9 protein-coding genes and 19 pseudogenes are annotated in these 22089 nt (G+C 73.8%); 20 read left to right on the forward strand and 8 right to left on the reverse strand.

The genetic code is table 11. The features are described from left to right. A partial coding sequence (locus tag UG55_RS41950) for an FAD-binding domain-containing protein (RefSeq protein ID WP_304440444.1) occupies nucleotides 1-660 on the reverse strand: 660 nt, incomplete at both ends. A gap of 1 nt (nucleotide 661) precedes the next feature. After that, a pseudogene (locus UG55_RS41955) lies at nucleotides 662-1128 on the reverse strand (deoxyribodipyrimidine photo-lyase); the annotation flags it as partial. A 138-nt stretch (nucleotides 1129-1266) separates the two neighbouring features. Between UG55_RS41955 and UG55_RS41960 the strand changes: the two are divergent. From UG55_RS41960 to UG55_RS45670, 8 genes and pseudogenes are all read left to right on the forward strand, one after another. Continuing rightward, nucleotides 1267-1710, forward strand: a pseudogene (locus tag UG55_RS41960) (hypothetical protein); the annotation flags it as partial. A gap of 1652 nt (nucleotides 1711-3362) precedes the next feature. After that, a pseudogene (locus tag UG55_RS22225) lies at nucleotides 3363-4415 on the forward strand (alpha/beta hydrolase family esterase); the annotation flags it as partial. Between the two features lie 3340 nt (nucleotides 4416-7755). Continuing rightward, nucleotides 7756-7993: trypsin-like peptidase domain-containing protein (locus UG55_RS46365; protein ID WP_313954635.1), on the forward strand; the 238-nt coding region annotated here is incomplete at its 3' end. 1 nt (nucleotide 7994) lies between these two features. Continuing rightward, a pseudogene (locus UG55_RS41970) lies at nucleotides 7995-8176 on the forward strand (hypothetical protein); the annotation flags it as partial. A gap of 5 nt (nucleotides 8177-8181) precedes the next feature. Continuing rightward, a pseudogene (locus tag UG55_RS41975) lies at nucleotides 8182-8321 on the forward strand (trypsin-like serine protease); the annotation flags it as partial. A 98-nt stretch (nucleotides 8322-8419) separates the two neighbouring features. Then, a pseudogene (locus UG55_RS41980) lies at nucleotides 8420-8499 on the forward strand (hypothetical protein); the annotation flags it as partial. 1 nt (nucleotide 8500) lies between these two features. Further along, nucleotides 8501-8596, forward strand: a pseudogene (locus UG55_RS41985) (hypothetical protein); the annotation flags it as partial. A 1-nt stretch (nucleotide 8597) separates the two neighbouring features. Next, a pseudogene (locus UG55_RS45670) lies at nucleotides 8598-8673 on the forward strand (hypothetical protein); the annotation flags it as partial. Between the two features lie 1873 nt (nucleotides 8674-10546). Here the strand turns inward: UG55_RS45670 and UG55_RS41990 are convergent. From UG55_RS41990 to UG55_RS22260, 5 genes and pseudogenes are all read right to left on the reverse strand, one after another. After that, a pseudogene (locus UG55_RS41990) lies at nucleotides 10547-11094 on the reverse strand (copper resistance protein CopC); the annotation flags it as partial. Between the two features lies 1 nt (nucleotide 11095). Beyond that, nucleotides 11096-11260, reverse strand: a pseudogene (locus UG55_RS41995) (CopD family protein); the annotation flags it as partial. A 222-nt stretch (nucleotides 11261-11482) separates the two neighbouring features. Then, nucleotides 11483-12436 (reverse strand): annotated as a pseudogene (locus UG55_RS42000) (copper resistance protein CopC); the annotation flags it as partial. A gap of 135 nt (nucleotides 12437-12571) precedes the next feature. Next, nucleotides 12572-13315 (reverse strand): YcnI family protein, encoded by a 744-nt coding sequence (locus tag UG55_RS22250; RefSeq protein WP_066070789.1) that lies wholly within the window; start codon nucleotides 13313-13315, stop codon nucleotides 12572-12574. An 879-nt stretch (nucleotides 13316-14194) separates the two neighbouring features. Beyond that, on the reverse strand, nucleotides 14195-15364 hold the full coding sequence (locus tag UG55_RS22260; protein WP_242424941.1) for a hypothetical protein: 1170 nt from the start codon (nucleotides 15362-15364) through the stop codon (nucleotides 14195-14197). A gap of 97 nt (nucleotides 15365-15461) precedes the next feature. Between UG55_RS22260 and UG55_RS42005 the strand changes: the two are divergent. From UG55_RS42005 to UG55_RS22280, 9 genes and pseudogenes are all read left to right on the forward strand, one after another. Beyond that, nucleotides 15462-15689: pseudogene (locus UG55_RS42005) on the forward strand (MOSC domain-containing protein); the annotation flags it as partial. Nucleotides 15690-15970: 281 nt separating this feature from the next. Then, nucleotides 15971-16301: pseudogene (locus UG55_RS42015) on the forward strand (MOSC domain-containing protein); the annotation flags it as partial. A gap of 61 nt (nucleotides 16302-16362) precedes the next feature. Beyond that, nucleotides 16363-16603: response regulator (locus tag UG55_RS42020; RefSeq protein ID WP_242424740.1), on the forward strand; the 241-nt coding region annotated here is incomplete at its 3' end. 37 nt (nucleotides 16604-16640) lie between these two features. Next, a pseudogene (locus tag UG55_RS42030) lies at nucleotides 16641-16762 on the forward strand (DNA-binding response regulator); the annotation flags it as partial. A gap of 1 nt (nucleotide 16763) precedes the next feature. Continuing rightward, a pseudogene (locus UG55_RS42035) lies at nucleotides 16764-16941 on the forward strand (response regulator transcription factor); the annotation flags it as partial. A gap of 103 nt (nucleotides 16942-17044) precedes the next feature. Further along, a pseudogene (locus UG55_RS42040) lies at nucleotides 17045-17299 on the forward strand (tyramine oxidase); the annotation flags it as partial. 127 nt (nucleotides 17300-17426) lie between these two features. Beyond that, nucleotides 17427-17748 (forward strand): annotated as a pseudogene (locus UG55_RS42045) (tyramine oxidase); the annotation flags it as partial. A gap of 1 nt (nucleotide 17749) precedes the next feature. Next, nucleotides 17750-17864, forward strand: a pseudogene (locus UG55_RS42050) (hypothetical protein); the annotation flags it as partial. A gap of 142 nt (nucleotides 17865-18006) precedes the next feature. Beyond that, nucleotides 18007-18363, forward strand: coding sequence for a hypothetical protein (locus tag UG55_RS22280; protein WP_066070762.1), 357 nt, complete (start codon nucleotides 18007-18009; stop codon nucleotides 18361-18363). 105 nt (nucleotides 18364-18468) lie between these two features. Here UG55_RS22280 and UG55_RS22285 read toward each other — a convergent pair whose 3' ends face one another. Then, nucleotides 18469-18795: a type II toxin-antitoxin system VapB family antitoxin gene (locus tag UG55_RS22285; protein ID WP_066070796.1), complete on the reverse strand. Its 327-nt coding sequence runs from the start codon at nucleotides 18793-18795 to the stop codon at nucleotides 18469-18471. Between the two features lie 445 nt (nucleotides 18796-19240). Here UG55_RS22285 and UG55_RS47870 point away from each other — a divergent pair. From UG55_RS47870 to UG55_RS22305, 3 genes and pseudogenes are all read left to right on the forward strand, one after another. After that, a pseudogene (locus UG55_RS47870) lies at nucleotides 19241-20101 on the forward strand (DUF2470 domain-containing protein); the annotation flags it as partial. Between the two features lie 716 nt (nucleotides 20102-20817). Beyond that, nucleotides 20818-21486: an OmpA family protein gene (locus UG55_RS22300; RefSeq protein WP_083987085.1), complete on the forward strand. Its 669-nt coding sequence runs from the start codon at nucleotides 20818-20820 to the stop codon at nucleotides 21484-21486. 122 nt (nucleotides 21487-21608) lie between these two features. Further along, the coding region (locus UG55_RS22305) for a metal ABC transporter substrate-binding protein (protein ID WP_242424942.1) at nucleotides 21609-22089 on the forward strand (481 nt) is incomplete at its 3' end.

Below are 22089 nucleotides of genomic sequence, written 5' to 3' on the forward strand. Positions count from 1 at the left end.
GCCGTGGTTGTTCGACGCGAGGTCGCCGTCCACCAACCGCTCCAGGTACCAGCGAGCCCCGTGGCTCCAGTGGACGTGGAGGTCCTTGCAGACGAACGACGCCTCGATCATCCGGATCCGGTTGTGCACCCAGCCCTCGGCCAGCAGCTGACGCATTCCGGCGTCGACGACGGGGTATCCGGTGCGCCCCCACTTCCATGCCTCGAAGGCGTCTCCGGGCTGCTCGTAGGGCATCGCGGCCAGCGCGCCGGAGAGGTCCCGGCGCGCGGACGACGGGTTCGCCGCGAGGACGTCCGCGTAGAACTCCCGCCACGCGACCTCGGAACGGAACTTCTCCGCCGCCGCCGGCAGGGCGCCTCCGGAGCGGCCGGCGGCGCGCTGCGTCTCACCCAGCACGGTTCTCGGATGAACGCAGCCCCACTTCAGGTACGGGGACAGGCGCGAGGTGGCGTCCGCGGCGGGGAAGTCGCGCCGGTCCGCGTAGTCGGCGAGCCCGTCGCGGAGAAAGTCGCGCAGCCGCTCCCGCGCGGACGCCTCGCCCGCCGGCGGCAGCCGGGTGCCGCCGAGGTCGGGATCGGGCGGGATCGCCCCACCTCCCCGAGACGGCGCGCCGAGGCCGAGCCAGTCCGGGTCCGCCTGCCCGGCCGGCTCCGACCAGCCNTGTTCCTTCCAGGCCCGGTAGAACGGCGTGAACACCCGGTAGGACGTCCCATCCGGGCGGCGCAGCGCACCGGGCTCGACGGCGTAGGCCGACCCGGTACGGCGCAGTTCCCGGCCGTCGGCGGCGAGGGCGCTCGCCACCTCGTCGTCCCGGCGGCGCCCGTACGGCCCGTGGTCCGCGGCGATGTGCACGACGTCCGCGCCGACCTCGGCCGCGACCGCCGGAACGATCCGGGCCGGGTCACCGGTCCGCACGCACAGCCGGCCGGCCAGGCGCTCGTCGAGGTCACGCAGGCAGCGGTAGAGGAACGCGAGCCGCACCGGGCCGGACGGGCGGCGCAGCGCGTCGTCGAGGACGAACAGCGCGAGCACCTGTCGCTGCCCCTGCCCCTGGCCCTGTCGCTGCCCGGCGGCGGCGAGCAGCGCCGGGTTGTCGTCGAGCCGCAGGTCGCGGCGCAGCCACCACACCGCCCGACCCGACATGGACGACCTCACGTCACGAGATTACCCAACTACCCACAGCAATAACCTGGGGTACTGCGATGCCACGCGAGTCCACGGCGTGGCATCACAGCTATCGGGCGCATCTGCTGTTGTGCTGTCGTGGTGACCCAGGCCGTGCAGTGGGACCAGGGCATCTCCGACGCCTGGTCGCGGATCGCGCAGACCGGCCCGAAGGTGCTCGTCTTCGCGCTGATCGTCGTGATCGGCGCCCTCGTCGTCCGCGCGCTCATCCGCGTCGTCGACCGGGCCCTCGTGAACAGCGGATTCGACCGGTTGCTCGCCCGCAGCGGCGTCGGGCGGCTGTTCCGCTGCCACGAGGTCGTCGTCCGGGACGCGCTGATCCGGTTCGCCGCGGCGGTCTGCATGCTCGCCGTGGTGCGTGTCGCGCTCGGCGTCTTCGGGCCCAGCCCGGCCGACCGGATGACCGGCTCGGCACTCGGAGTTCTCGCCCGCGTCCTGCTCGCGCTGGCCATCGGGCTGGCCGGCCTGACGCTGGCCGCCGCCGCCCGCCAGTTCGTCACGGACTCGTTCGCGGGCCTGCGGCACNGTCGGGCGCTGAGCAGGGCCGCCGGCGGCATCGCCGTCCTCGTGTTCGGCAAGGCCGCCCTGGACGAGCTCGGCATCGGCACCTCCGTCACGACCCCGCTGCTGTACGCGGTGCTCGCCGCCGGCACCGGGGTGGTGGTGGTCGGCGTGGGTGGCGGCCTGATCCGGCCCATGCAGAGCCGCTGGGAGGAGATCCTCGATCAGGCCGAGGACACGGCGGCCGAGGCGCGGGCCGCCTGGCGCGCCAACCACGAACCCACCGCCCCGCCGACAGGCACCCGGGCCGGCATCCCCGTCTCCCCCGGCATCCCCCCGGCACGCCCGGTCGAGCCCCCGGCACGCCCGGTCGAGCCCCCGGCACGCCCGGTCGAGCCCCGGCGACAGCCGGTCGAGCCCCGGCGACAGCCGGTCCAGGCCCGCCGGCAGCCGACGTCGCCGCCCTTCACCGCCGCCGCCCCGCCGACAGCGCCGCCCTGGCCACCATCTCCACAGCCGGCACAGCGGCCATCCGCCGCCGGCCCCACCAGGCCGGCCGGACCGGCCACACCGGCGAACCCGCCCGCTCCGCGCCGGCCGCCCATGCCACCACCAGGCGAACAACGGGTGCGGGATCCGGATCCGCGCNCCGGCGCTCGCGCAACCCGGCCGGCGGCCGCTCCGCCGGGGCCGGTAGCGTCCACGGAACAGATCGTTCCGCCCCCACCGATGGGCACGTCGCCACGCTCCCAGCCGCCCGCTCCGCCGCCGACATCCCCTGTTCGGGGGGAACAGGCTGCTCCCTGACCGTGCATCTCACCGACCGGTAGGGGTGCGTTCGGCAAACTACGACGCGCCACGACGCCGGGTGGGGCACTCTGGGAAGAGAAGCACTTCGGGTCGCGGCGCGGCGCCGACGCCGCTCCGCAAGACGGTGGGAGCCCCCTACGCCAGGACGAACAGCGGACAAGCAGCACCTCGCGGAGGGCGACGCCACGCTGGCGTCACGAGATTGCGAGCGAAGGGACATCTCGGTGGACGAGCCATCGGACATGGAACGTTCCCGGCTGCTCCTCGGATGGCTGGCGGCCCGTCGGGCAGTGGATCACTGCCTGTCCGACCTGTTGGCTGCCGGCCCCGCCGGTGAACGAAGGGTCCGCGAGTCGCTCGCGCGGGTCGATGACCTGGAAACCNGCGCCCAGGTCGCATTCGATCGCTATCGCAGCGCGGCCGGCTCCGCGCAGGCGGAGGCGCCACGCGCCGACCGGGCCCGGACGTGGGTCACCGACAGTTCCGGCGTGGACGCCGCCGAGGACGGCCAGAACAGCAGCGGCGGTGATTCGGGCAAGGGNGAGCGCAAGACGGCCGGCAGGGGGATCGCGGCGGTTCCGGGGGGNGAACCGCGGCCCTTCGACGGTGACACGAGGAACGTCATGCCCCTGCCGCTCGGCTCCCGCAGCATGACGCCGTCGAGCCGGGAGCAGCCCGGCCCCGACCCNGCGGCGGAGCGTTGGGCGCCCCGTGAGCGTCCGCGGCTCAACGTCGTGCGGGAGAGCGACCTCGCCCGTACTAGTTCGAACACCAAGAGTAATCAACGACACCGTTGATGCGGACCGGGTTGGCGGCGCGTCAGAATACCTGTCGTGTCGGCCGCCCGCCGCCGCCGCGTCGTCGCNGTGCGGCTTCTCACCTCACTCCTCGCGGCGCTGCTGTTCGTGACCGGATGCGGGTTCCTCGGCAGTAACGGGCAGAGTCAACCCGGCGACGTGACCGGCACTGGCGGGCCCGCTCCCTCACCGCCCCCGACCGGGGGTCCGGATGCCTTCGATCGGAGTGGACGCGGTAGTCAGATTCGCATCACTCTGCCGGCCGCCGACACGGCCGAGCCCTATCCACTGGTCGTCGCGCTGCACAGCCTCTACCACGACGGCAGCGAGCCACAGCTCGGATGGGGCCTGGACGAACTCGCGCGGTCGGCCGGGTTCGCCATCGTCTATCCGGACGGCCTCGGCCTGTCGTGGAACGCCGGCACCTGCTGCGGCCCGGCCGGCGCGACCGGGGTGGACGACGTCACCTGGCTGCGCGCGCTCATCGCGCACCTGGAAAGCCGGTACCCGATCGACCCCCGACGGGTCAGCATCATCGGGCTGTCCAACGGGGGCATGCTCGCCTACCGCTACGCCTGCGAGCACGGAGACGAACTGGCCGGGTTCGCCGCCGTCGCGGCGAGCCTGCAGACCCCCAGCTGCATCCCCCCGGCCCCGCTGACCACCGTGACGATCCACGGCGGCATGGACGGGCACGTCCCGTATGCCGGGGCGCTGTGGTCGGAGGCCCTGCAGACGGGCATCACCCCGGTGGAGGTCAGTCTCAGCCCGTTCCGGGCGGTGGACGGCTGCCCGGAGCCCACCCGGCCCGGCGACACGACCTACACCGGCGCGGACGGCCGGCCGATCGTGGCCGGAACGAGCGCCGACGCCGACGCATCCGCGATCATCGCCGCGACGGGCCCCGACGGCCTGGCCGCCGGCGGCAGTCCCGCGGCCACACCGGTCGCGATCAGGCACGAGACCGTCTGCTCGACGTCAGCCCGGCTCGTCCAGTACGTGCTGCCGGCGCTGGGCCACGGCTGGCCACCGCTCTCCGGGCCCACGGCCTTCGACACCGCCGCCGTGCTGTGGGACCTGCTGAAGGAGGGCCGCTCAGCCACCGCCGGCCCCCGCATCTGAGGGGACCGGCGGCGGCCGCGCGGCCGGCTGTGGTCAGGCCGTGGTCAGGCCGTGGGCTGGAAGGACGTCCGCAGGGCGCCCATGAGGGTGTTGAGCGTCCCGGAGGCGTCCGCGGGCACCCGCGCGATGAGCACGTACACCGCGCCGGGGGAGTCCACCGTGCGCATGAGGTACGACACCCGCTGGCCCTCCCGGTCGTAGGAGCCGGCGAGTTCCTGGATGGGCGCTCCCGTCGAGTCCGTGGCCGCGCCGGAGCGATCCTGGGTGAGACCGCTGACGCTGCCGAACTCACCGGTCTGCACCTGGCTGAGCGCGGCCGCGGCGTCCACTCCGGCCACCCGGGCGACGCCGATCATCTGCGGTCCGTACTCGCCCGAGGTCCCCACGGCACCGGGGCCCGGCTCACCGAAGAAGACGCCGGTGTTGTCCCGCCGCTGCTTCCAGGCCGCCGGATGGGAGAACGTGGCCTTCTGGTCCGCGTCCGTGTAAGCCACCCAGTCGGCGGGCACCGGGACCTGAGCCTGGCCGCTCGGGGCCGCGCTGGGCGCCGGTCCGGGTGAGTCGGCCGCACCGCTGGGAGCCGCCGACGGCTTGGTGTCCGCCGCCGAGGTGGTCTCGCCGCTCGGCCGGACCTTCTCCCAGACGNCACCCGCCCCCACGCCCACTCCCAGCGCCACCGCGAGCACGAGCAGCGCGATGGCCAGGCGGCGCAGGAACGGGCCGAGACCGGCTTCTTCCTCCGCTGCCGGCAGGTCGTCGTCGAAGTCCTCCCGCTCCCGCACGTCCTCCGGGAAGTCCGGCTCGTCGAGGGGACCCGGCCCGGCGAAGCCGCCATGGCGCGGCGCGCCCCGGCGCGGGCCCGTCCCCACGCCGTCCGGCACACCGCGATCCGGCACGCCACGATCAGACAGACCACGGTCCGGCACACCGCGGTCCGGTATGGCCCGGCGCTCGGCGCCGCGGTCCGGATCGCGGCGCGGCGGCGCGCCCAGCGGAGCGTCCAGGTAGGCCCGGTCGGCTCCGGCGGGCGGGTCGTCCCGCTGCGGAACCCCCGGATGTGACGGCTCCCGTCCGTAGAGATCTCCACGAGGTCCGCCCGCCCGCGGGCCGTCCCCGGCCAGGCCGTCGGGTGGCCGCGGCGGCCCGGTGCCGGCGACGGCCGGGGGGCGCGGGGAGGTGCGGGTCGCGCCGGCCCTCGGCACGAGCGCGCCCCGCACAGACGTCCCGTTCGGGCGGGCGCCGGTCGATCCGTCCCATCCGTTGTCGCCCGGGTAACCGTCGTTGCCGGGCCCCGGCGGGGGGTAGCCGCCGGGACCAGGGCTGAGTGACGGATACGCGGGCTGGTAGGGCCTCTGCCCGCCGGAGGGGTGGGGCCCCGGTCCGCCGGGCGGGTATGGGCTCGGGCCACCGGGTGCCGGCGCGCCGCCCGGGGACTGGGCGTGACCACCCTGCGGATAGCCGGGCTGNGGATAGCCGGGCTGGGGGTAACCGGCGGGTGGCTGCCCAGGTTGGGGGTAACCGCTCTCCTGGTAACCACCGTCAGCGGACGGACCGGTGGGATACGGCGGCGGGCCTCCGTACAGCCCTCCTGCCCGGGAATCGGGCTGACGCGGCTCGCGCGGGTCCGCTTCGTTCCAGTACCCGTCGGGTTCGGCCACGCCCTGCGGGTGCCCCCGATAGCCGGGACGACCCGGATCTCCAGGGGCTCCCCTCCATGCACCGTCCGTCACCAGACAACCTCCGATTCCGGGACATGCAGGAAAAACCCGCGCGGTATACCGGTGTACCACGCCGTTGCGGAAGCGTTGCGCGAACCCCCTTGACATTCNGGCCGCCCGAAGGGCAAAACCCGACGATCACCNGGAGCCTCTTCCCGCCGTGTGGCGTGTGCCCNGCGAGGCNGGCCGTGTGCGGTTCGCNTCTCCGCTCCGCGCTCCCGCCGCGGTTGGTGGTCCAGCCATGACTGTTTGCCCACATCGCAAGGACATCCCATGGTCAACACGGCATGACATCCCTTCCCGGCATCCGGCCGCATGACCTTCACCCAAAAATCGGCATGGACCGGAAGAACTGCCACAGCATGGCACAAACGTGNCGGTATAGCTGATCACCTGGACGGCCGCGTGACGTCATGAGCGGCGCTCCGCGCGACCGCAACCGGCGATCACGCGCGTCACCATTGAGAGATGCCACTTCCCCCGGATCCGGATCGACGTCCGGATCGACGTCCGGATCAATGAACGGCGGCGCGGTGGCGGCGGTGTGCTGTGAGAGCATGGGACGCGTACGGACGAGATCGGCCCCCGGCTGGCGGCGGGAACCGGCCGGCAGCGGCACCGGCCGCCGCCGGCGTGGCGACACCACGGCGGGGCCACGCCCGGGGATGCGGACGGCCACAGCACCATCCACCGGCCCGGTGCGCCGGCCGCCGACTGGGCGCCGCCGGCGGGTATGTCCTGGATCGGACACACCTCCCGGTGCCGGCTAAGCGGAACGTTGGTCGGAATTCAGGAATCGCTCAGGGTGCCGGGGGAAAGTGCCAACCATGACAGCCACGCACGACGCTCGGTCCCCCTGGGCTCCGCCCGATGGCGCGCTGGAGCGGACAAGGGCCGAAGCGGCAGGTTCGGAGGGGCCGGTGGACCCGCGGTCGCAGGACCCGCAGGGTCCCCCTGGGCGCCAGGACGCGCCCCNGGCCGGTAGCCCGGCGCCCGCGAGCAGGCCCGCCGGATCAGAACCGTCCGGCGCCTATCCCGCTCCGTACCCCCCGGGGCCGCCGGCTTACGGCCCGCCCCCCGGCGCGGGTAATCCAGGAGCGCCCGGCGCGCCCGGCGTCCATCAGCCTGCGGAGCACCAGAGCGGCTACCCGCGGACCGGTGGCACCCAGCCTGCGCCGACCCGGCCGACCGGCCCGTACGCCCCGCCCACGGGCCAGTCCGGCGGCCGGGAGCAGACCGGTGGCTGGTGGAACCCGTCCGGCCCGTCCTGGGGAGCCCCGGTCCCACCGGGCGGCACACCCGGCCAGCCCGCCGGCTTCCCCGGATCCCCGGGATCCCCGGGATCCCCGGGTGGTCCTGACGGATACGGGCGGTACACCCCGGCCACACCCACCCCACCTCCCCTGCGCCGCCGCAGGCTGGTCGCGGCGGCCGTGGCACTCGCCCTCGTCTCCGGCGGTATCGGCGGCGGTGTCGGCGCGCTGGTCGCGAGCAACGAGTCGCCGGCGGCGGTCGTCTCGACCGATTCCGGCCTGCGTCAGTCGACCGACGGGTCCGGCGGTGTCTCCGCGGCGGCGGACAACACCGTCTCGGCCGCGGCCCAGGCGATCCTGCCGAGCGTCGTGACCATCGCCGAGGAGTCCGGCCAGGGGGCCGGGACCGGATCCGGAACGATCATTCGTGCGGACGGCTACATCCTCACGAACAACCACGTCGTCTCCGGGGCCGCCAACGGCGGCACTCTCACGGTCACCATGCAGGACGGCCGGACCTTCGACGCGAAGATCAAGGCGACCGACCCGAGCGCCGACCTCGCCGTCATCAAGGTCGAGGCCACCGGCCTGCCCGCCGCCACCTTCGNGGACTCCGCCGCGCTGCAGGTCGGCGAGCTCGTGGTCGCCGTGGGCAGCCCGCTGGGCCTCAACGGCACGGTCACCTCCGGCATCGTCAGCGCCCTGCACAGGCCCGTGCGTACCGGCGACGCGACCGTTCGGGACCAGACGAACACCGTCCTGGACGCCATCCAGACCGACGCACCGATCANCCNNGGCAACTCGGGCGGCCCACTGGTCAACAGCCGGGGCGAGATCATCGGCGTGAACACCGCGATCGCGACGGTTGGCGGTACTTCCTCGCCCTTCGGGGAGACGCAGCAGTCCGGCAACATCGGCGTCGGTTTCGCGATTCCNGGCAGCTACGCGCAGAAGGTCGCCAGCCAGCTCATCGAGAGCGGCACGGCACGGCACCCCTATCTGGGGGTCAGCGCCTTCACCGCGGGCGAGAACNCCCGGTCGACCGCGGCCAGCGGCACCGGTGCGCAGATCCGCTCCCTGGTCAACGGCGGCCCGGCAGACAAAGCAGGCCTCNGAACGGGCGATGTCATAACCAAGGTGGGGGATCGCGCCATCACGGACGTAGATTCATTGATCGCGGCGGTCAGGTCCCACGACATCGGCAACCAGGNGGAGGTCACATACCTGCGCGACGGGCAGACCAACACCGTGCAGGTGACGCTGCTCGAACAACCACCCAATTCCTGAGCATCGTACGGACGATCGCTTTCGGGAACAGCGGGCGTATTCTTCGCCAGCTACCTGGACCGGTCCACCGCGGCGATGCTGGCGCGGATGTGTCGAAGATGACTTCGTATAAGCTTGTCTCGGCGCCCGACGAAGCGGGATACGGCACCATGTTCAGCGTCAAGCTGGCCATGGTGTCGAGGTGGCGACAAAAAATCTTCACAACCTTCACCNCGGCCAGATCAGGCAGCTCCTACTATTGAGCCTGTCTGAGTGGTGATCAGGCCGGCGCCACATCGGTCGCCGAACCTGGTCCCGGCGCCGAGATCAGGAACGTCGTCCCGGGGAGTTGCAGCTGATGAACGACGACGCGGACCTGGTGGCCCGTGTTCGGCGTGGCGATCGTCAGGCCTTCAACGATCTCTACAACCGTTACGCCGACGACGTTTTCTCGATGTGCCTGCTGATCCTCGGCGACCCCACGGTCGCCAGGGCNGCGGCCGGAACCGCCTTCGCGCTGGTCGCGCGGACCAGGTTGAACCCGCTGTCCGACCCGACCCGGCTGCGTCCCTGGCTGCTCGAACTCGCCCGGGGTAGCGCGCTGGCCTGGTCCGGCTCCCCGCAGGCGCGCAGCGTCCCGGTTCCGCACGGCGTCTCACCCGAGGAGCTGCTGGACGGTGCGGTCGTGCCGGCCCCGGCCAGCCTGCGGGCCGGCCTGCAGCGCACCTTCGACCGTGCCGCGGCAGCCGCCGGCGCCGCGGCGGCCGCGGCGAGCAGGCGAGCCGCCGAGCGCGCTGGCAGCTCCGACCCGGCGGCGGTTGCCGGGCCGGCGCCGGCCGTGCCACCGCAGGCGGCGTTCACCGCCTCGGCCCACGGGGTGAAGGCCCCCGCCGCCGGAGCGAAGAAGGCCACCAAAGCGGGCACGTCCGCGTCCGCGTCCGCGTCCACTGGCCGGTCCGGCGGGCACGCCCAGGACGAAGCTGTCACGATCATCGCACCGTCGACCGGGCTGCACCCGCACACGGAGCAGCCCGACGCTTACCTGCACGAGCAGTTCCCTCCCACGGCGGAGACCCCGGGCGACGACCACGGAAACGTGCTGCCGCTGCTGGCCGTGGACCGTGCCCTCCCGGAGCCCGACGACCGCGGCAACGGTCCCGTCGAGTTCCGTGCCCGGCCGGCCATCGCGGTCGCGGCCGCGCTGGCGGTCGCCGTCGCCGGCCTCACCGCCGTCATCGCCTGGCCCACCGGGCACTCCGAGCTGGTCGCCGACACCGGCCCCGGCATCGTCGCGATCACGCCGACGCTGCCCGCCAGCCCGTTGCCGACGTTGACCCAGCCGCCGCTCGCGCCCGTGGCGCCCGCCCCGACCGTGGCCGGCGCGTACACGAGCCGCCCGGGTGCCGTGCGCCCGTCCCAGGTCGTCCGCGAGGTCGACACGCAGACGCGGCGCAGCTCCCGGCCGACGACTCCGCGGGCCACCGTGCCGGCCCCGCCGCCGATCACCGCGGACGCGCCGGCGCCGGCGCCGACGCCGGCGCCCACCGGCGAGCCCCAGCCCACCAGCCCGGCGCCGACCACGGCCCCCGCGCCGACGCCGACGGGTCCGGCGACGACGCCTCCCCCGACCACCGACGCTCCCGCTCCGACGCCGCCGGCGACGAACCCGCCGACCACGAGCGCGCCGACGTCCGCGCCGACCACCGTGCCGACCTCGACCGGGAGCCCGACGCCGGCGGAGACGTCCCCGCCGACCACCGGCGGGCTCCCGCGGCTGCCGATCCCGATCCCGCTGCCGTGGGAGACCGCCCAGCCGGTCGCGGTCTGACCCCGACCGCCTGATCCGACCGTCTGAACTCCCACCGCCTGAACTCCCAGCGCCTGAATCCGACTGTCAGCGGACGTCGTAGAACACCGTCGTCACGTACTGGTCGAAGTCGTTGACGCGCAGGTAGAAACGCAGCTGCCAGCGGCCCGGCAGCGGCACACCGACGTTCTCGGCGACGGCGTGCCCGTCCGCGGCCGCCACCAGCGGCACCGCCAGCGGGCCGACGCCCGCCGCCGGAAGACTCAGCTCACCCCTGGCCTCGACCAGGCGTTGCGGGCGGCCCTGCGGGTCGTAGGTATAGATGTGAACGGTCTGCGGGCCGGTTCTGGTGGGTGAGACCTGGACGTCGACCGTCATCGGGCCGGCGATGGCCGTTTTGGCGAACGGCGGCGCGTAGGAGTCCCGCCCCGGAATGGTGTTCACCAGGATCGAGGTGATCGTGAGAACGACGGCGCCGACGATCACCTCGAAGACCACACCGCGGCGCAGCCCGGCGACGGCGACAGCGGTCACCGGCTGGCCGGGCGCGGCCTGAACGTTGCGTTGGACCCAGCGCCTCGCCAGCAGGCCCAGGACGAGCAGCCCCAGGACGAACCAGAGTTTGTACAGGAGCANCCGGCCGTAGGTCGTGTCCAACAGCGCCCCGACAGGCCCGACCTCCCGCCAGGTCTGGAAGACCCCGGTCAGCACGATCACCGTGACCGCGATCGTCGCCGTCCTCGACCAGCGGGGCAGCACCTGGACGAGCTCGCCGACCCTGCCTGGGGCGACGAGGCGCACGTTCGAGTCCGCGCCCGCGTCCGGCGCGGGTCGGCGGAGCGGTGTGTCGCGGCNGAGCGGTGTGTCGCGGCGGAGCGGTGTGTCGCGGCGGAGCAGCGCGAGGCCGAGCACACACAGGCCGCCCAGCCAGATCGCCATGGCCAGGGTGTGCAGGGTCACCGCCGCCGTCGCGAGCCAGACCAGCCGACCCGCGCTGGCGTGACCGATCATCGCGATGGTCGNGGCGATCACCAGGCCGAGCCCCGCGAGTTCCACCAGGCCGCGGCGACCGGGGCCGGCCGTGACCTCCGCCCCGGCCGAGCCCACACCGGTCGGGGCCGCCACACCCGTCGGGGCCGCCACACCCGTCGGGGCCGCCACACCGGTCGGGAGTCGCCGTAGCAGTGGCACCGCCAGCAGCAGCGCCAGCACGCGGACGGTCAGCAGTTGGCCGTACCGGTCGTCCAGGGTCACGGCCAGCTGGTCGAGACTCGCGACGCCGGAGATCCCGGTGCCGGCCGAATACGGCCCCTGGAACAGGAACATCCCCACGGCGCCGACGAGGCTGAGCAGCCAGCCCGCCGCGATCAGCCGGCGCGGGCCGGTGCGGCGCGCCCCAGCCGGCCACAGGACGACCACGAAAAAGGTCACACCGATGAGCAGGGCCGCGCCGGCGAACGACACCAGCCGCGCCGCGCCCAGTGACACGCCGACAGCCCGGGAGCCCCCCGCACCCGAGGCGAAGGCCGCCGCCGCCCCCGAGTCCGGCGGGCCACCCACCCCGAAGGCGAACGCGCCACTGACCGGATGGCTGTCCGCGGAGGTCACCCGCCAGCTCACGATGTAGGTGCCCGGGCCGAGGCCGGCGCGCAGCGCGACCGTGACCTCCGACCCGGACGCGCCGTCGCGGGCGCCGCCCTCGTCGACGCTGGCTCCGGTGGCGTCCAGGACGCGGATCGCATCCGATTTGATCGAGACGGATTCGCTGAAGCTCAGCGTCACGCGGGTGGGTGCGGTTTCGAGTGCCGCTCCGCCGACGGGGCTGCTGCCCGTGAGAGTGGCGTGGGCCGCCGCCGGCAGCGCCGTCGCCAGGAGCGCGAAGGCGGTCATCGCGACAACGGCCAGCACCCGCCGAGCACCGCCGGCACGCCAGCCCGGCCGGGTGTTCGGGCCAGGGTCGCGTTCGAGTCCGGTCATGATCAGTCCGTTCTGGATGCCGGTCGTCCACAACGGGGCCGTTCCGGACGATGCCCGACCCGCGGCGGGTCGAATGGGTGGGGTGCCCGCCCGCCGGCCGCGGGCGGGCACCCCCGTTGGGATCAGGCCCTGGGATCAGGCTCGCCGACGGGTGCTGACCAGCGCGAAGGCGCCGGCAGCCAACCCGAGAGCACCCAGAGCGAGCCCGGCGACGCCGAGCACGCGCGCCGTGCCGTCCGAGGCGGAGGCGTCGTCCGCCGCCGTTGACTGCCCGCCACCCGAGCCCTTGTCCGAGCCCTTGTCCGACGCGCCGTGGCTGCCGCCCGACGCGGTCAGCGTGATCGTCGGTGCCGGGCGCTCCGGCTCGTCGCCGCCTGGCTCGGCCACATCGATCCAGCGGATGATCTCGCCGTCGGAGTAGGTCTGCAGCGTCTTGAAGACCACCCGGTCGGCATCCTCGGGCAGTGGGCCCGCGGAGACGTTGAACGTGTCGAACTCGCCGGGCCTGATGCCGCCGCCGTCCTCCGCCGTCCAGGTGATCTTCGTGACGACCTCGGTTATCTGGGTGCCGTGGGCGGTGATCGGCCTCGTCGGCGCACCCTTGGTGACCTGGTAGCTCCAGCCGGCCTTGGGCTGGACGGAAACCGAGGCGATCGGGGTGTCGGCGGGGAACTGCACGTCCAGGGCGGTGGTCGAGGCGGTGTCGCTCTCGGTCGGCACCTTGAACGACAGCGTGGTGTACCCACCCCTGGCCGCCTCGGGCGGCGAGACGGTGACGTGCGCGGACGCCGGCAGCGCGAGCGCGATGGAGCCCGCCGCGGCGGCGAGCGCGCACAGCACCCCCCGGCGGAGGCGAGCTGTGCGGATGGTGCGGGCCATGATGACCTCCCTGAGGACCGACTGGGCCTCACTGCTGGTGATCGGAACTGGTCGAATCCGAGCACCGGGGTCGCTGACAGCGCCGAGCGCCGCGGACACGGCGAACACGGCCAACAGTCGGTCCCGCCGTTCCACGGCGGACCGTCGGTCCCCGCGCCATGGCGGAGCCTCAGTGACAGGACCCCGGTCGGCACGCCGGCGGCCCGCGCCAGCCGGCGTCGCTTCCCAGCAGAAGAAGGTGTGGGTGCCAACGCGCCCCGGCCCCCCGCCGACCACCGGCCCGGCCGGCCGCGGCCGCCGCGCGGACGGCTTCCACCGGCCGGGCCCGAACGCCCACGATGAGCCGGACCAGCCGCGCCGCGCTCCGGCGATGGGCGAGCACGGCGGTGGTCAGGGACGTGACAGCCGCCGCGGCCCGGTCCACGGCCACCCGCAACGCCGCCGTCGCCCACAGCCGCCGCTCGCTGCGATGCAGGGACACCGCCACGCAGAGTGCGGCAAGCACGTGGCCGCCGGTCATCGCGAGGCCCGGGACGAGCGCGCTCAACAGGTGCTCGGCCGCCCCCGCGCGGGTCGGGGTCAGCCCGCCCGCCGGTCCCCCGCCCGCCGGTCCCCCGCCCGCCGGGTGGTGCGTCGTGACCACGAACGCCGTGTGCAGCGCGGCCTGGGCGGTCAGCACCGCGGCCGCTACGGCGCCGAGCGCGCGCTCCCGCCTGGCGAGCCCGGAGGCCATCCNGGTCAGCAGTGCCGCGGCGAGGGCGACGAGGACGGGTGAGGGACGTGGCCCGCCCGCGGCGACATGCGCGGCGAGCGCGAGGCACACCGAGGCAACGCCGAACACGGCCGCCCGCGCGACCTGCCCGGTACCCCGCACACCCGTCATCGTGGGCAAGCCTCCCACGCGGGGGGCGTGTCGGACTGATCCTCGGGTCCCGCGCTGTCAGCATGGTGAGCGTGCCCGGCGCCGTCCGCTCGGCGCAGCGCGAGCCAGACCGCGGGACCCAGGCCCAGGCCGAGGCCCACCGTGACCGCGGTCAGCACCCGGGCGAGGGCGAGCGGGCCGACCACCGGCGCGCCCGAGCGGGCGAAGACGCCGAGGTCAGGCACTCCGCCGAGCACTGCGAGCAGCACCCCGGCACTGACCGCGAGGTAGCGGCCGGTGTCCGACCGGCGGGCGGTGAGCGCCACACCGGCGGCGGCCACGAGCCACCCGGCGATCTGTACCACGTTGCCCCAGAGGAAGGCATCGAGGCGACCGTCCGCGTTCGCCGCGGCGATCAACGCGGAATGCGTGACGTCCACCGCGAGCAGCCCGCCCAGCGCCAGCGCGACGGCGACGGTCCCCGCCGCCCGCCGGAGCAGGCCGAGCGCCACGGTGCCGGCGAACACGGCCAGCGCGAGCCCGGCCCACGGCAGCGGCGACGGACCGGGGATCCACTCCAGCACCCCCGTGTAGACGACCTCCCGGCCGCTCACGGTCAACGGGACGGACCACTCCTGCACCCGGTGTCGCTCCCCCGGCGCCGCGCGCACCGCCGGCGCGTCCAGCGAGCCCATCCAGTGCACCCGGTGGTCATGCCAGTAGGCCACGGCCCGCCCGTCGGCCACCCCGGCGACCCGGACCCAGTCCGGTTCCGCCGACGGGTCGGCGACGCCCTCGGGGCCGGGGTCGTCACCGGCCCTGGTGCTGTTCAGGTAGGTCGCCGGCGAACGGCGGTTCTCCCACACGCCGGTGTCGTCGAGGCGCAGATAAGGTTCGTCCTGGTAGCCCTCGACGACGACCGGGAAGCCCGCGGTGACGGCCAGCCGCACCCGGCTGCCGTTCTCGACGACGCTGAGCGAGACACCGGGCACCCCCGGGTCGCCGGTCAGTGTCGTGTGATAGTTGGTCGGCCCGGCCCCGCCCACGGTGTGCGCGGCCGCCGGCCCGGCGAGGGCGACGAGCCAGCACAGACCGCCGAGCAGCACGGCCGGCAGCGCCGCCGCCGGGGCCCGGGGCCCGGCCTTCGGGCGCGCGGGGGCCCGGCCGGCGGTCGAGGGGCTGTGCATGGCGACCTGAGCGTACGGCCACCCCGAACCCGGCGGGACGGATTCGGGCACCTGGCGGAAAGCTGGCGGCTGTCGGTCCCCAGACAGCCCGCCGCACATGACGGAGGGCAGGCAGCGGATGGATGTACGCGGCGAGGCCGGCGCGGCAGCCGGCGCGTCCAGGGCTCGGGTCGTCGGCCTCTACCGGTATCCGTTGAAGGGCTTCAGCCCGGAGGAGATAGCCGAGGTTGCGCTCGCTCCCGGTGAGGGGGTGCCCGGCGACCGGGTGCTCGCGCTCGCTCGTGCGGACACGGAGTTCACCGAGGACGACCCGGCGGCCCTGCCCNAGACGCGCTTCGTGATGCTCCAGCGGGACGCCGAGATCGCTCGCGTACGCACCTCCTACGATCCGTCGACCGGCATGCTCGCCTTCGGCCTGGCCGACCGGCCGACGCGGGTCGACGTCGCCGAACCATCCGGACGTGCCGNGTTCGAGGACTTCGTCCACGGACTGCTCGGCCCCGGGCTCGGCGGCCGGCCGCGGCTGGTCCGGGCGCGACGGCGGCACCGTTTCACCGACGCGGGCGGCTCCGGCGACATCTTCATGCACGCCGTGTCGGTCNTCANCCTGGCGTCGGTGCGCGACCTGGCCGAACGGGTGGGCGAGCCGGTCGACCCGCTGCGCTTCCGGGCCAACATCTACCTGGACGGGGTGCCGCCCTGGGCCGAGCTGGAATGGGCCGGCCTGGAACTCGGCCTCGGCGCGGCCCGGGTGCGGACGCTGGCCCGCACCCCGCGCTGCGCGGCGACCACCGTCAACCCCGACACGGGCGTCCGCGACATCCGGATACTCAAGGAGCTGTCCAGCAACTACGGGCACACCGACTGCGGGATCTACGTCACCGTCCTGGCCGGGGCGACACTGCGCCCAGGTGATCCGGTGACCCCACCAGACTGACACGATTCCCCGGCGACACCGGTTCGGACCGACCTGAATTCGGACATGAGGAGGCCCACCCGTGCGAGTGGTGATCGCGGAGGACTCGGTCCTGCTGCGGGAGGGCCTCCGCAGGCTGCTCACCGAGGCCGGCTGCGAGGTGGTCGCCACCGTCGGCGACGGGCCGAGCCTCGTCGAGATGGTCGTGGAGCATCGCCCCGACGTCTCGGTCGTCGATGTCCGCATGCCGCCGTCGCATCGCGACGAGGGGCTGCGGGCGGCGATCTCCGCGCGGTCCAGGGTTCCCGGCTCACCGGTGCTCGNCCTGAGCCAGTACGTGGAGAAGCAGTACGCNGGTGNGCTGCTCGCCGACGGTCTCGGCGCGGTCGGCTATCTGCTCAAGGACCGGGTGGCCGACGTCCGCGAGTTCGTCGACGCGGTCCGGCGGGTCGCCGGCGGCGGCACGGTGATGGATCCCGAGGNGGTCGCCCAGCTGCTGGCGAGCGGTCGCCGCGACGACCCGACGGCGCAGCTCACCCCACGCGAGCGCGAGGTGCTGGGGCTGATGGCCGAGGGACGCTCGAACGCGGCCATCGCGGCGGCGCTCGTGGTGAGCGCCGGAGCGGTGGAGAAGCACATCTCGAACGTGTTCGCCAAGCTCNGGCTGGAGTCCTCGGGAAACGACCACCGCCGGGTCCTCGCCGTGCTCGCCTACCTGCGGCGATCCTGACCAGACCACAGCCCCGCGGTCGGAGGAGGTCCCGATGGTGCCCGGTGCGTCGGCAGTGCCCCTGGACGGTCCGGCCAGCCCGAGGCACCCTCTCGACCCGCTCTCCGCCGCCGAGATCGGGCGGGCGAGCTCGATCCTGCGCACCACTCGACGACTCGGGCCCGGGTTTCGTTTCGTTTCCGTCGAACTGCACGAGCCACCAAAAGCCGCCCTCGTGGCTCGCGAGGCCGCGGGCGGCGGCGGTTCGCTCCCCGCGCCGGACCGGCAGGCGTTCTGCGTCCTCTACGAGCGCGGGGCGCGCCGCACGCACGAAGCCGTCGTCTCGCTGACGGCCGGGACGGTGGTGGAGCTGCACGCGGTGCCCGGAGTACAGGCGCCGATCCTGCTGGAGGCGCATGCGCCGCCTCGTCATCTCGATGATCAGCACGGTCGGGAACTACGAGTACGGCTTCTTCTGGTACCTCTACCTGGACGGTTCGCTGGAGTTCGAGGCGAAGCTGACCGGGGTGATCTCCACCGGCGCCGTCCCGCCCGGAACGTCGCCGGCCCACGGGGTGCTCGTCGCCCCCGGCCTGTACGGCCCCCACCACCAGCACTTCTTCAACGTGCGGCTGGACGTCGAGCTCGACGGCGGACCGAACACCGTGGTCGAGGTCGACTCGGTGCCGGACCCGGTCGGGCCGGACAATCCGACCGGGGTCGCCTGGCCGCCTACCGGCTCGCATCACGTCGTGCGCCNCGAGGACTGGCCGGTGATGCCGGTCAGCCGGATCGGGTTCGAGCTGCGCCCGGACGGCTTCTTCGACGGCAACCCGGCGCTCGACCTCCCGTGGGCGCCGGCACCCCACGCTGGTNGTGGCACGGACGGGGCAGCTCGCGGTGGCGGTTGCGCGTGCTGACGGAGCCGGCGAACCACCGGCGGCCACGCGACACGCGCCGCGCGTGACGGCACGTCTTGCCCCAGAACGGGGGTACCTGCCCTAGGCTCCCTGTGATGTGAGCCCTGTTCTCGCCTCCAACCGGGCCGGGAACCTCGTCCGTGCTCTGATCACCATCGCCATCCTGGTTCTGATCATGCGCACGGCCTACCTGCTCTGGGTCTTTCACACCCCCGCCTGGACCTCCCGCCCGACCGACATCCACTACTGCGGCGGGTGGTACGAGCGCACCGAGTCGCCGGACGTCACCGGGGCCGAAGCCCGCAAGATCGCCGGTGGGCGGCTGGAGCAGGTCATGCGGTCCCCGGTACTGCGGCCCATCGCGGCCTACCGGCCGGGAAAGGCCTGCCCCCGCCACATCTTCGCCAAGGTCGGCAGCGACACCTACGTGACCTACGAGATCACCGACGACTGACCCGTGCCGGCGCGGACGGGGCCGCTGCCGACTCGACCGGGCTCGCTCAGCCGGGGCCGGATGACATCCCGAGTCAGTGATCCCGAAAGTCAGTGATCCCGAAAATCAGTGCCGGCTCAGCCGGTCCGCGTGCCTCGCCGCTGCGTGCACATGCACCCGGGCATGGATCGAGGTGCGCTGCGCCAGCGCCGCGCGCACCGCGCGGTGCAGGCCGTCCTCCAGGTAGAGGGTCCCGTCCCACTCCACGACGTGGGGGAACAGGTCGCCGTAGAAGGTCGAGTCCTCGTCCAACAGGACGTCGAGGGCGAGTACCCGTTTCGTCGTCACGAGCTGGTCCAGGCGCACCTGCCGCGGCGGGATCGCGGCCCAGTCACGCTGGCCGAGGCCATGGTCGGGGTACGGGCGACCGTCACCGACCAACTTGAAGATCACCGGCACCTCCTTCTCGGGGGCGAGAGACTGCCCGACCACGACAGCCTAGAATCCTCCGCCCGCGAACAGGATCCCGGTGTCCATCCAGCCGCGCGTTGCGCGGACATTGAGAANACCGGCCGAGGTTGACCCAGGGCACAGCCCCGAAACCGGGCGAATCGCTNGACCAACTCCTTCCGGGCCACTTAAGTAAGCCTTACCTGATGACAGAGGAGGTCCGGTGACGAGTCCAACCTCGGACGTCGAGATGCCGGTGCTGGCCGAACGAGCCCGCACGATCATCGCCNGCGGCCGGCGTGCGCTGCTCNCCCTGCCCTGCGCGAACGTGCGGGGCTGGGCCGGGCTCATCGACGACGGCGGCGAGCCACTCCTGATCGTCGGGGCCGACAGCCCGCCCGTGCACTGCGCCGGCTCCGGTCGCCGGGCCCGGGTCGACATCTGCGGNCACAACGGGGAAAGGCTCGTCCTCGCCGGGGCGCTGCGGCTCGTGCCGGAGACCACCGACCAGATCATCGAGCGGCTGGCGACGCTCGGCCGCAGCATCACCGTTACCGAGGGCGACCTAGGTGCCCTGCGCATCCTGTCGGTGTCGGTGGACGACGTGCTGATCTGCCTGCCCGAAAGGGCGGCCCGGGCGGCGGGTGGGCGCTCCGCCGCGGCCTCGCGGGGCGGGCGGGCCCGGCCCGCCGGCACCACGGCGACGAACTTCCGGCTGGCCCGGGTGGGCCGGTCGAGCCGCGGCCTGCGCCGCGCCAACTCGAACCGTCTCGACGGGCGCTCGAACGCGTTGGGCCCGGCGCGCCGCGTGGAGCTCGACTCGTACGCCTTCGCGGAGCCGGACCTGATCGCCGCCTACGCCCCGGACCTGATCCGGCACCTCAACGACGAGCACTCGCTCCAGATGCGCATACTGGCCGCGCACGGTGTCGCGCTCGCCGAGCCCGCCGGTTCCGACCCGGCTGGCCTCGACCCCACCGACTCCACCGACCCCACCGACCCCGATTTCGCTGATCCCACTGATCCCGCCGGCGTCGTGGGCTCCACCGGCCTCGCGGACTCCGGGGGCGGCGAGTCCCGTTCCGGCCACGCCGGTTTCGGGACGATCAGCGGCCCGGGACATCGCCGCGCCGAGGTGATCGCGGCCTCGGTGACCTCGCTGGACCGCCGTGGCCTGGACATGTGGCGTATCGACCAGGATGGCGCCCGCGAGATCCGGGTGACCTTCCGGTCGCCGCTGGACGAGCCGCGTTCCCTCGGGCGCGAGCTGCGTCTGCTCCTCGACCAGGCGGAACACCCCGCCGAATAGCCGAACAGGACGGGCGCGCTGATCTGGGCGCGGGCGGTGTCCGTTCCGGCGCCCAGATCGGCGGCGCGGGGATCATAATCGGCAGCGGACGCTCCTGCCCCTCCCGTCCGGAGGTCTGATGCCCCGCCTGCCGTCCCGCCGTGTCCGGCCCGCGCGGAGAACGCCCGCCGCGCTGAGCGGCCTGCTGCTTCTCTGCCTGGTCGTCACGGGCTGCTCGAGTTCGGGCTCAGGAGACGACCCGGAGGCCACACCCGCCCCCGCCGGCTCCGCTGACTCCGCCGATTCCGCCGGCCCGGCGCCCGGCGGCGCCTCCGGGGCGGCCACGGCCGCTCCGGGAACACCCGCCGTCAGCCGCACCACCCGCATCCAGGGCGCGGGCGGCGACGTCGAGGTCGGCTTCGTCGAGCTGCGCGTCGACGNCCGGCTCGTCCNGCTCGATCTGCTGTTCACGCCCCGCTACGCCGCCGACCCCGGCAAGGAGATCTCGCTCTACGAGATGGCCGGCCGCCGCGACGCCGCGGTGAGCCTCGTCGACACGGCGAACCTGCTCCGCTACACGGTTGTGAAGGACTCCGACGGGGCGGCCCTGGGCGCCGCCGCCGGCACCACCCGGACCCGCAACAACGTGGCGGTGCCCGCCTCCTTCGCGTTCGCCGCGCCGCCNCCGGAGGTGACAGCCGTGGACGTCTACCTCAACGACCGGTTGATCGTCGACGATGCTCCGATCACGCGCTGACCCACCGCACGCGCCCGCCACCCGCCGGCTCACCCCGGGGCGGGTGGCTCTCTGTTTCCTCGTCGGCGCCGCCCTCGTCACCGCGCCGATCGGCCTCGGAAGCCCGCGCGCGCTCGGCGCCACGTCCGGTCCCGGCCGGCCCGCACCGTCTCCGTCTCCGTCTCTGGACGTTCCCGGGACGGAGCTGACCGGCTCGGTGCACGCTCTCGACACCGCCGGATCGGTGCTGGCCATCGACCTCGACGCGGCGGTGCGGCCGCTGCACACCGAGGAACGCCGCGGCGACCGGCTGGTCGTGACGATCAGCGCGGACGTCCTGTTCGCCTTCGACTCCGACGACCTGACAGAACTCGCGCGAGCGGAGATCGTCAAAATCGCCGCCCGGGTCGCGCCCGGTACCGAGACGGTCACCGTCCTCGGCCACACCGACAATCTCGGCACCCCGGCCTACAACGTGATCCTCTCGCAGCGCCGGGCGAACACGGTCGCGAACCTGCTCCGCTCCGCCCTTCCCGACGACACCAGGGTCTCCGCGACCGGCCGCGGCGGTGCGGACCCGGTCGCGCCGAACACCCGGTCGGACGGATCGGACGATCCCGACGGCCGCGCGCTGAACAGGAGGGTGCAGATCAGCTTCCCCGCGAACTGATGATTGACAGCCACATCGAAAACCGTTTTCATTTCCCNATGCGCCCCGCCCCGCTCCGACCCGTGCCCGCGGGCCGCTCTGGTCAGCACCGCCGGGCCGCACGCCGGGCACGGTCGGCCGTCATGATCGTCGCCGCGGTCCTCGGCGCGAGCGCGAGCCTGGCGGCCTGCGGCGGCTCGGGCGGCGGGTCGGGCACCGGCGGCGGTACCGGGGCACCGCGGGTCGTCGCGACCACGGCCGTCGCGGCCGACTTCGCCCGCGCCATCGGCGGCGACGGCATCGAGATCACGCAGCTTCTCCGGCCTGGGGTCGACCCGCACGACTACGACCCGCCCGCCGCCGATCTCGAGGCACTCGCCGCCGCCGACCTCCTGATCGAGAACGGGGTGTGGCTGGAGGGCTGGCTGGCGGAGGCGGTCTCGGCGAGCGGGGTCGACGGCACCAGGGTCGTCATGGCCGAGGGTGTCCTGATCCGCCACGGGGCCGCGGCCGAGGAACACGGCGACGACCACGGCGAGGAGCGGGGAGACCCGCACATCTGGTACGATCCACGCAACGCCAAGATCATGGTCGCCAACATCGAGCGGGGGCTGGTGGCCGTGG

The organism is Frankia sp. EI5c, assembly GCF_001636565.1.
Lineage (GTDB): Bacteria > Actinomycetota > Actinomycetes > Frankiales > Frankiaceae > Parafrankia.

Bases quoted from the DNA above. Each gene is read 5' to 3' on its own strand.
- UG55_RS22250 (WP_066070789.1), bottom strand. From the start codon at position 13,315: ATGGCCCGCACCATCCGCACAGCTCGCCTCCGCCGGGGGGTGCTGTGC.
- UG55_RS22260 (WP_242424941.1), bottom strand. From the start codon at position 15,364: ATGCACAGCCCCTCGACCGCCGGCCGGGCCCCCGCGCGCCCGAAGGCC.
- UG55_RS22300 (WP_083987085.1), top strand. From the start codon at position 20,818: ATGCTCCGATCACGCGCTGACCCACCGCACGCGCCCGCCACCCGCCGG.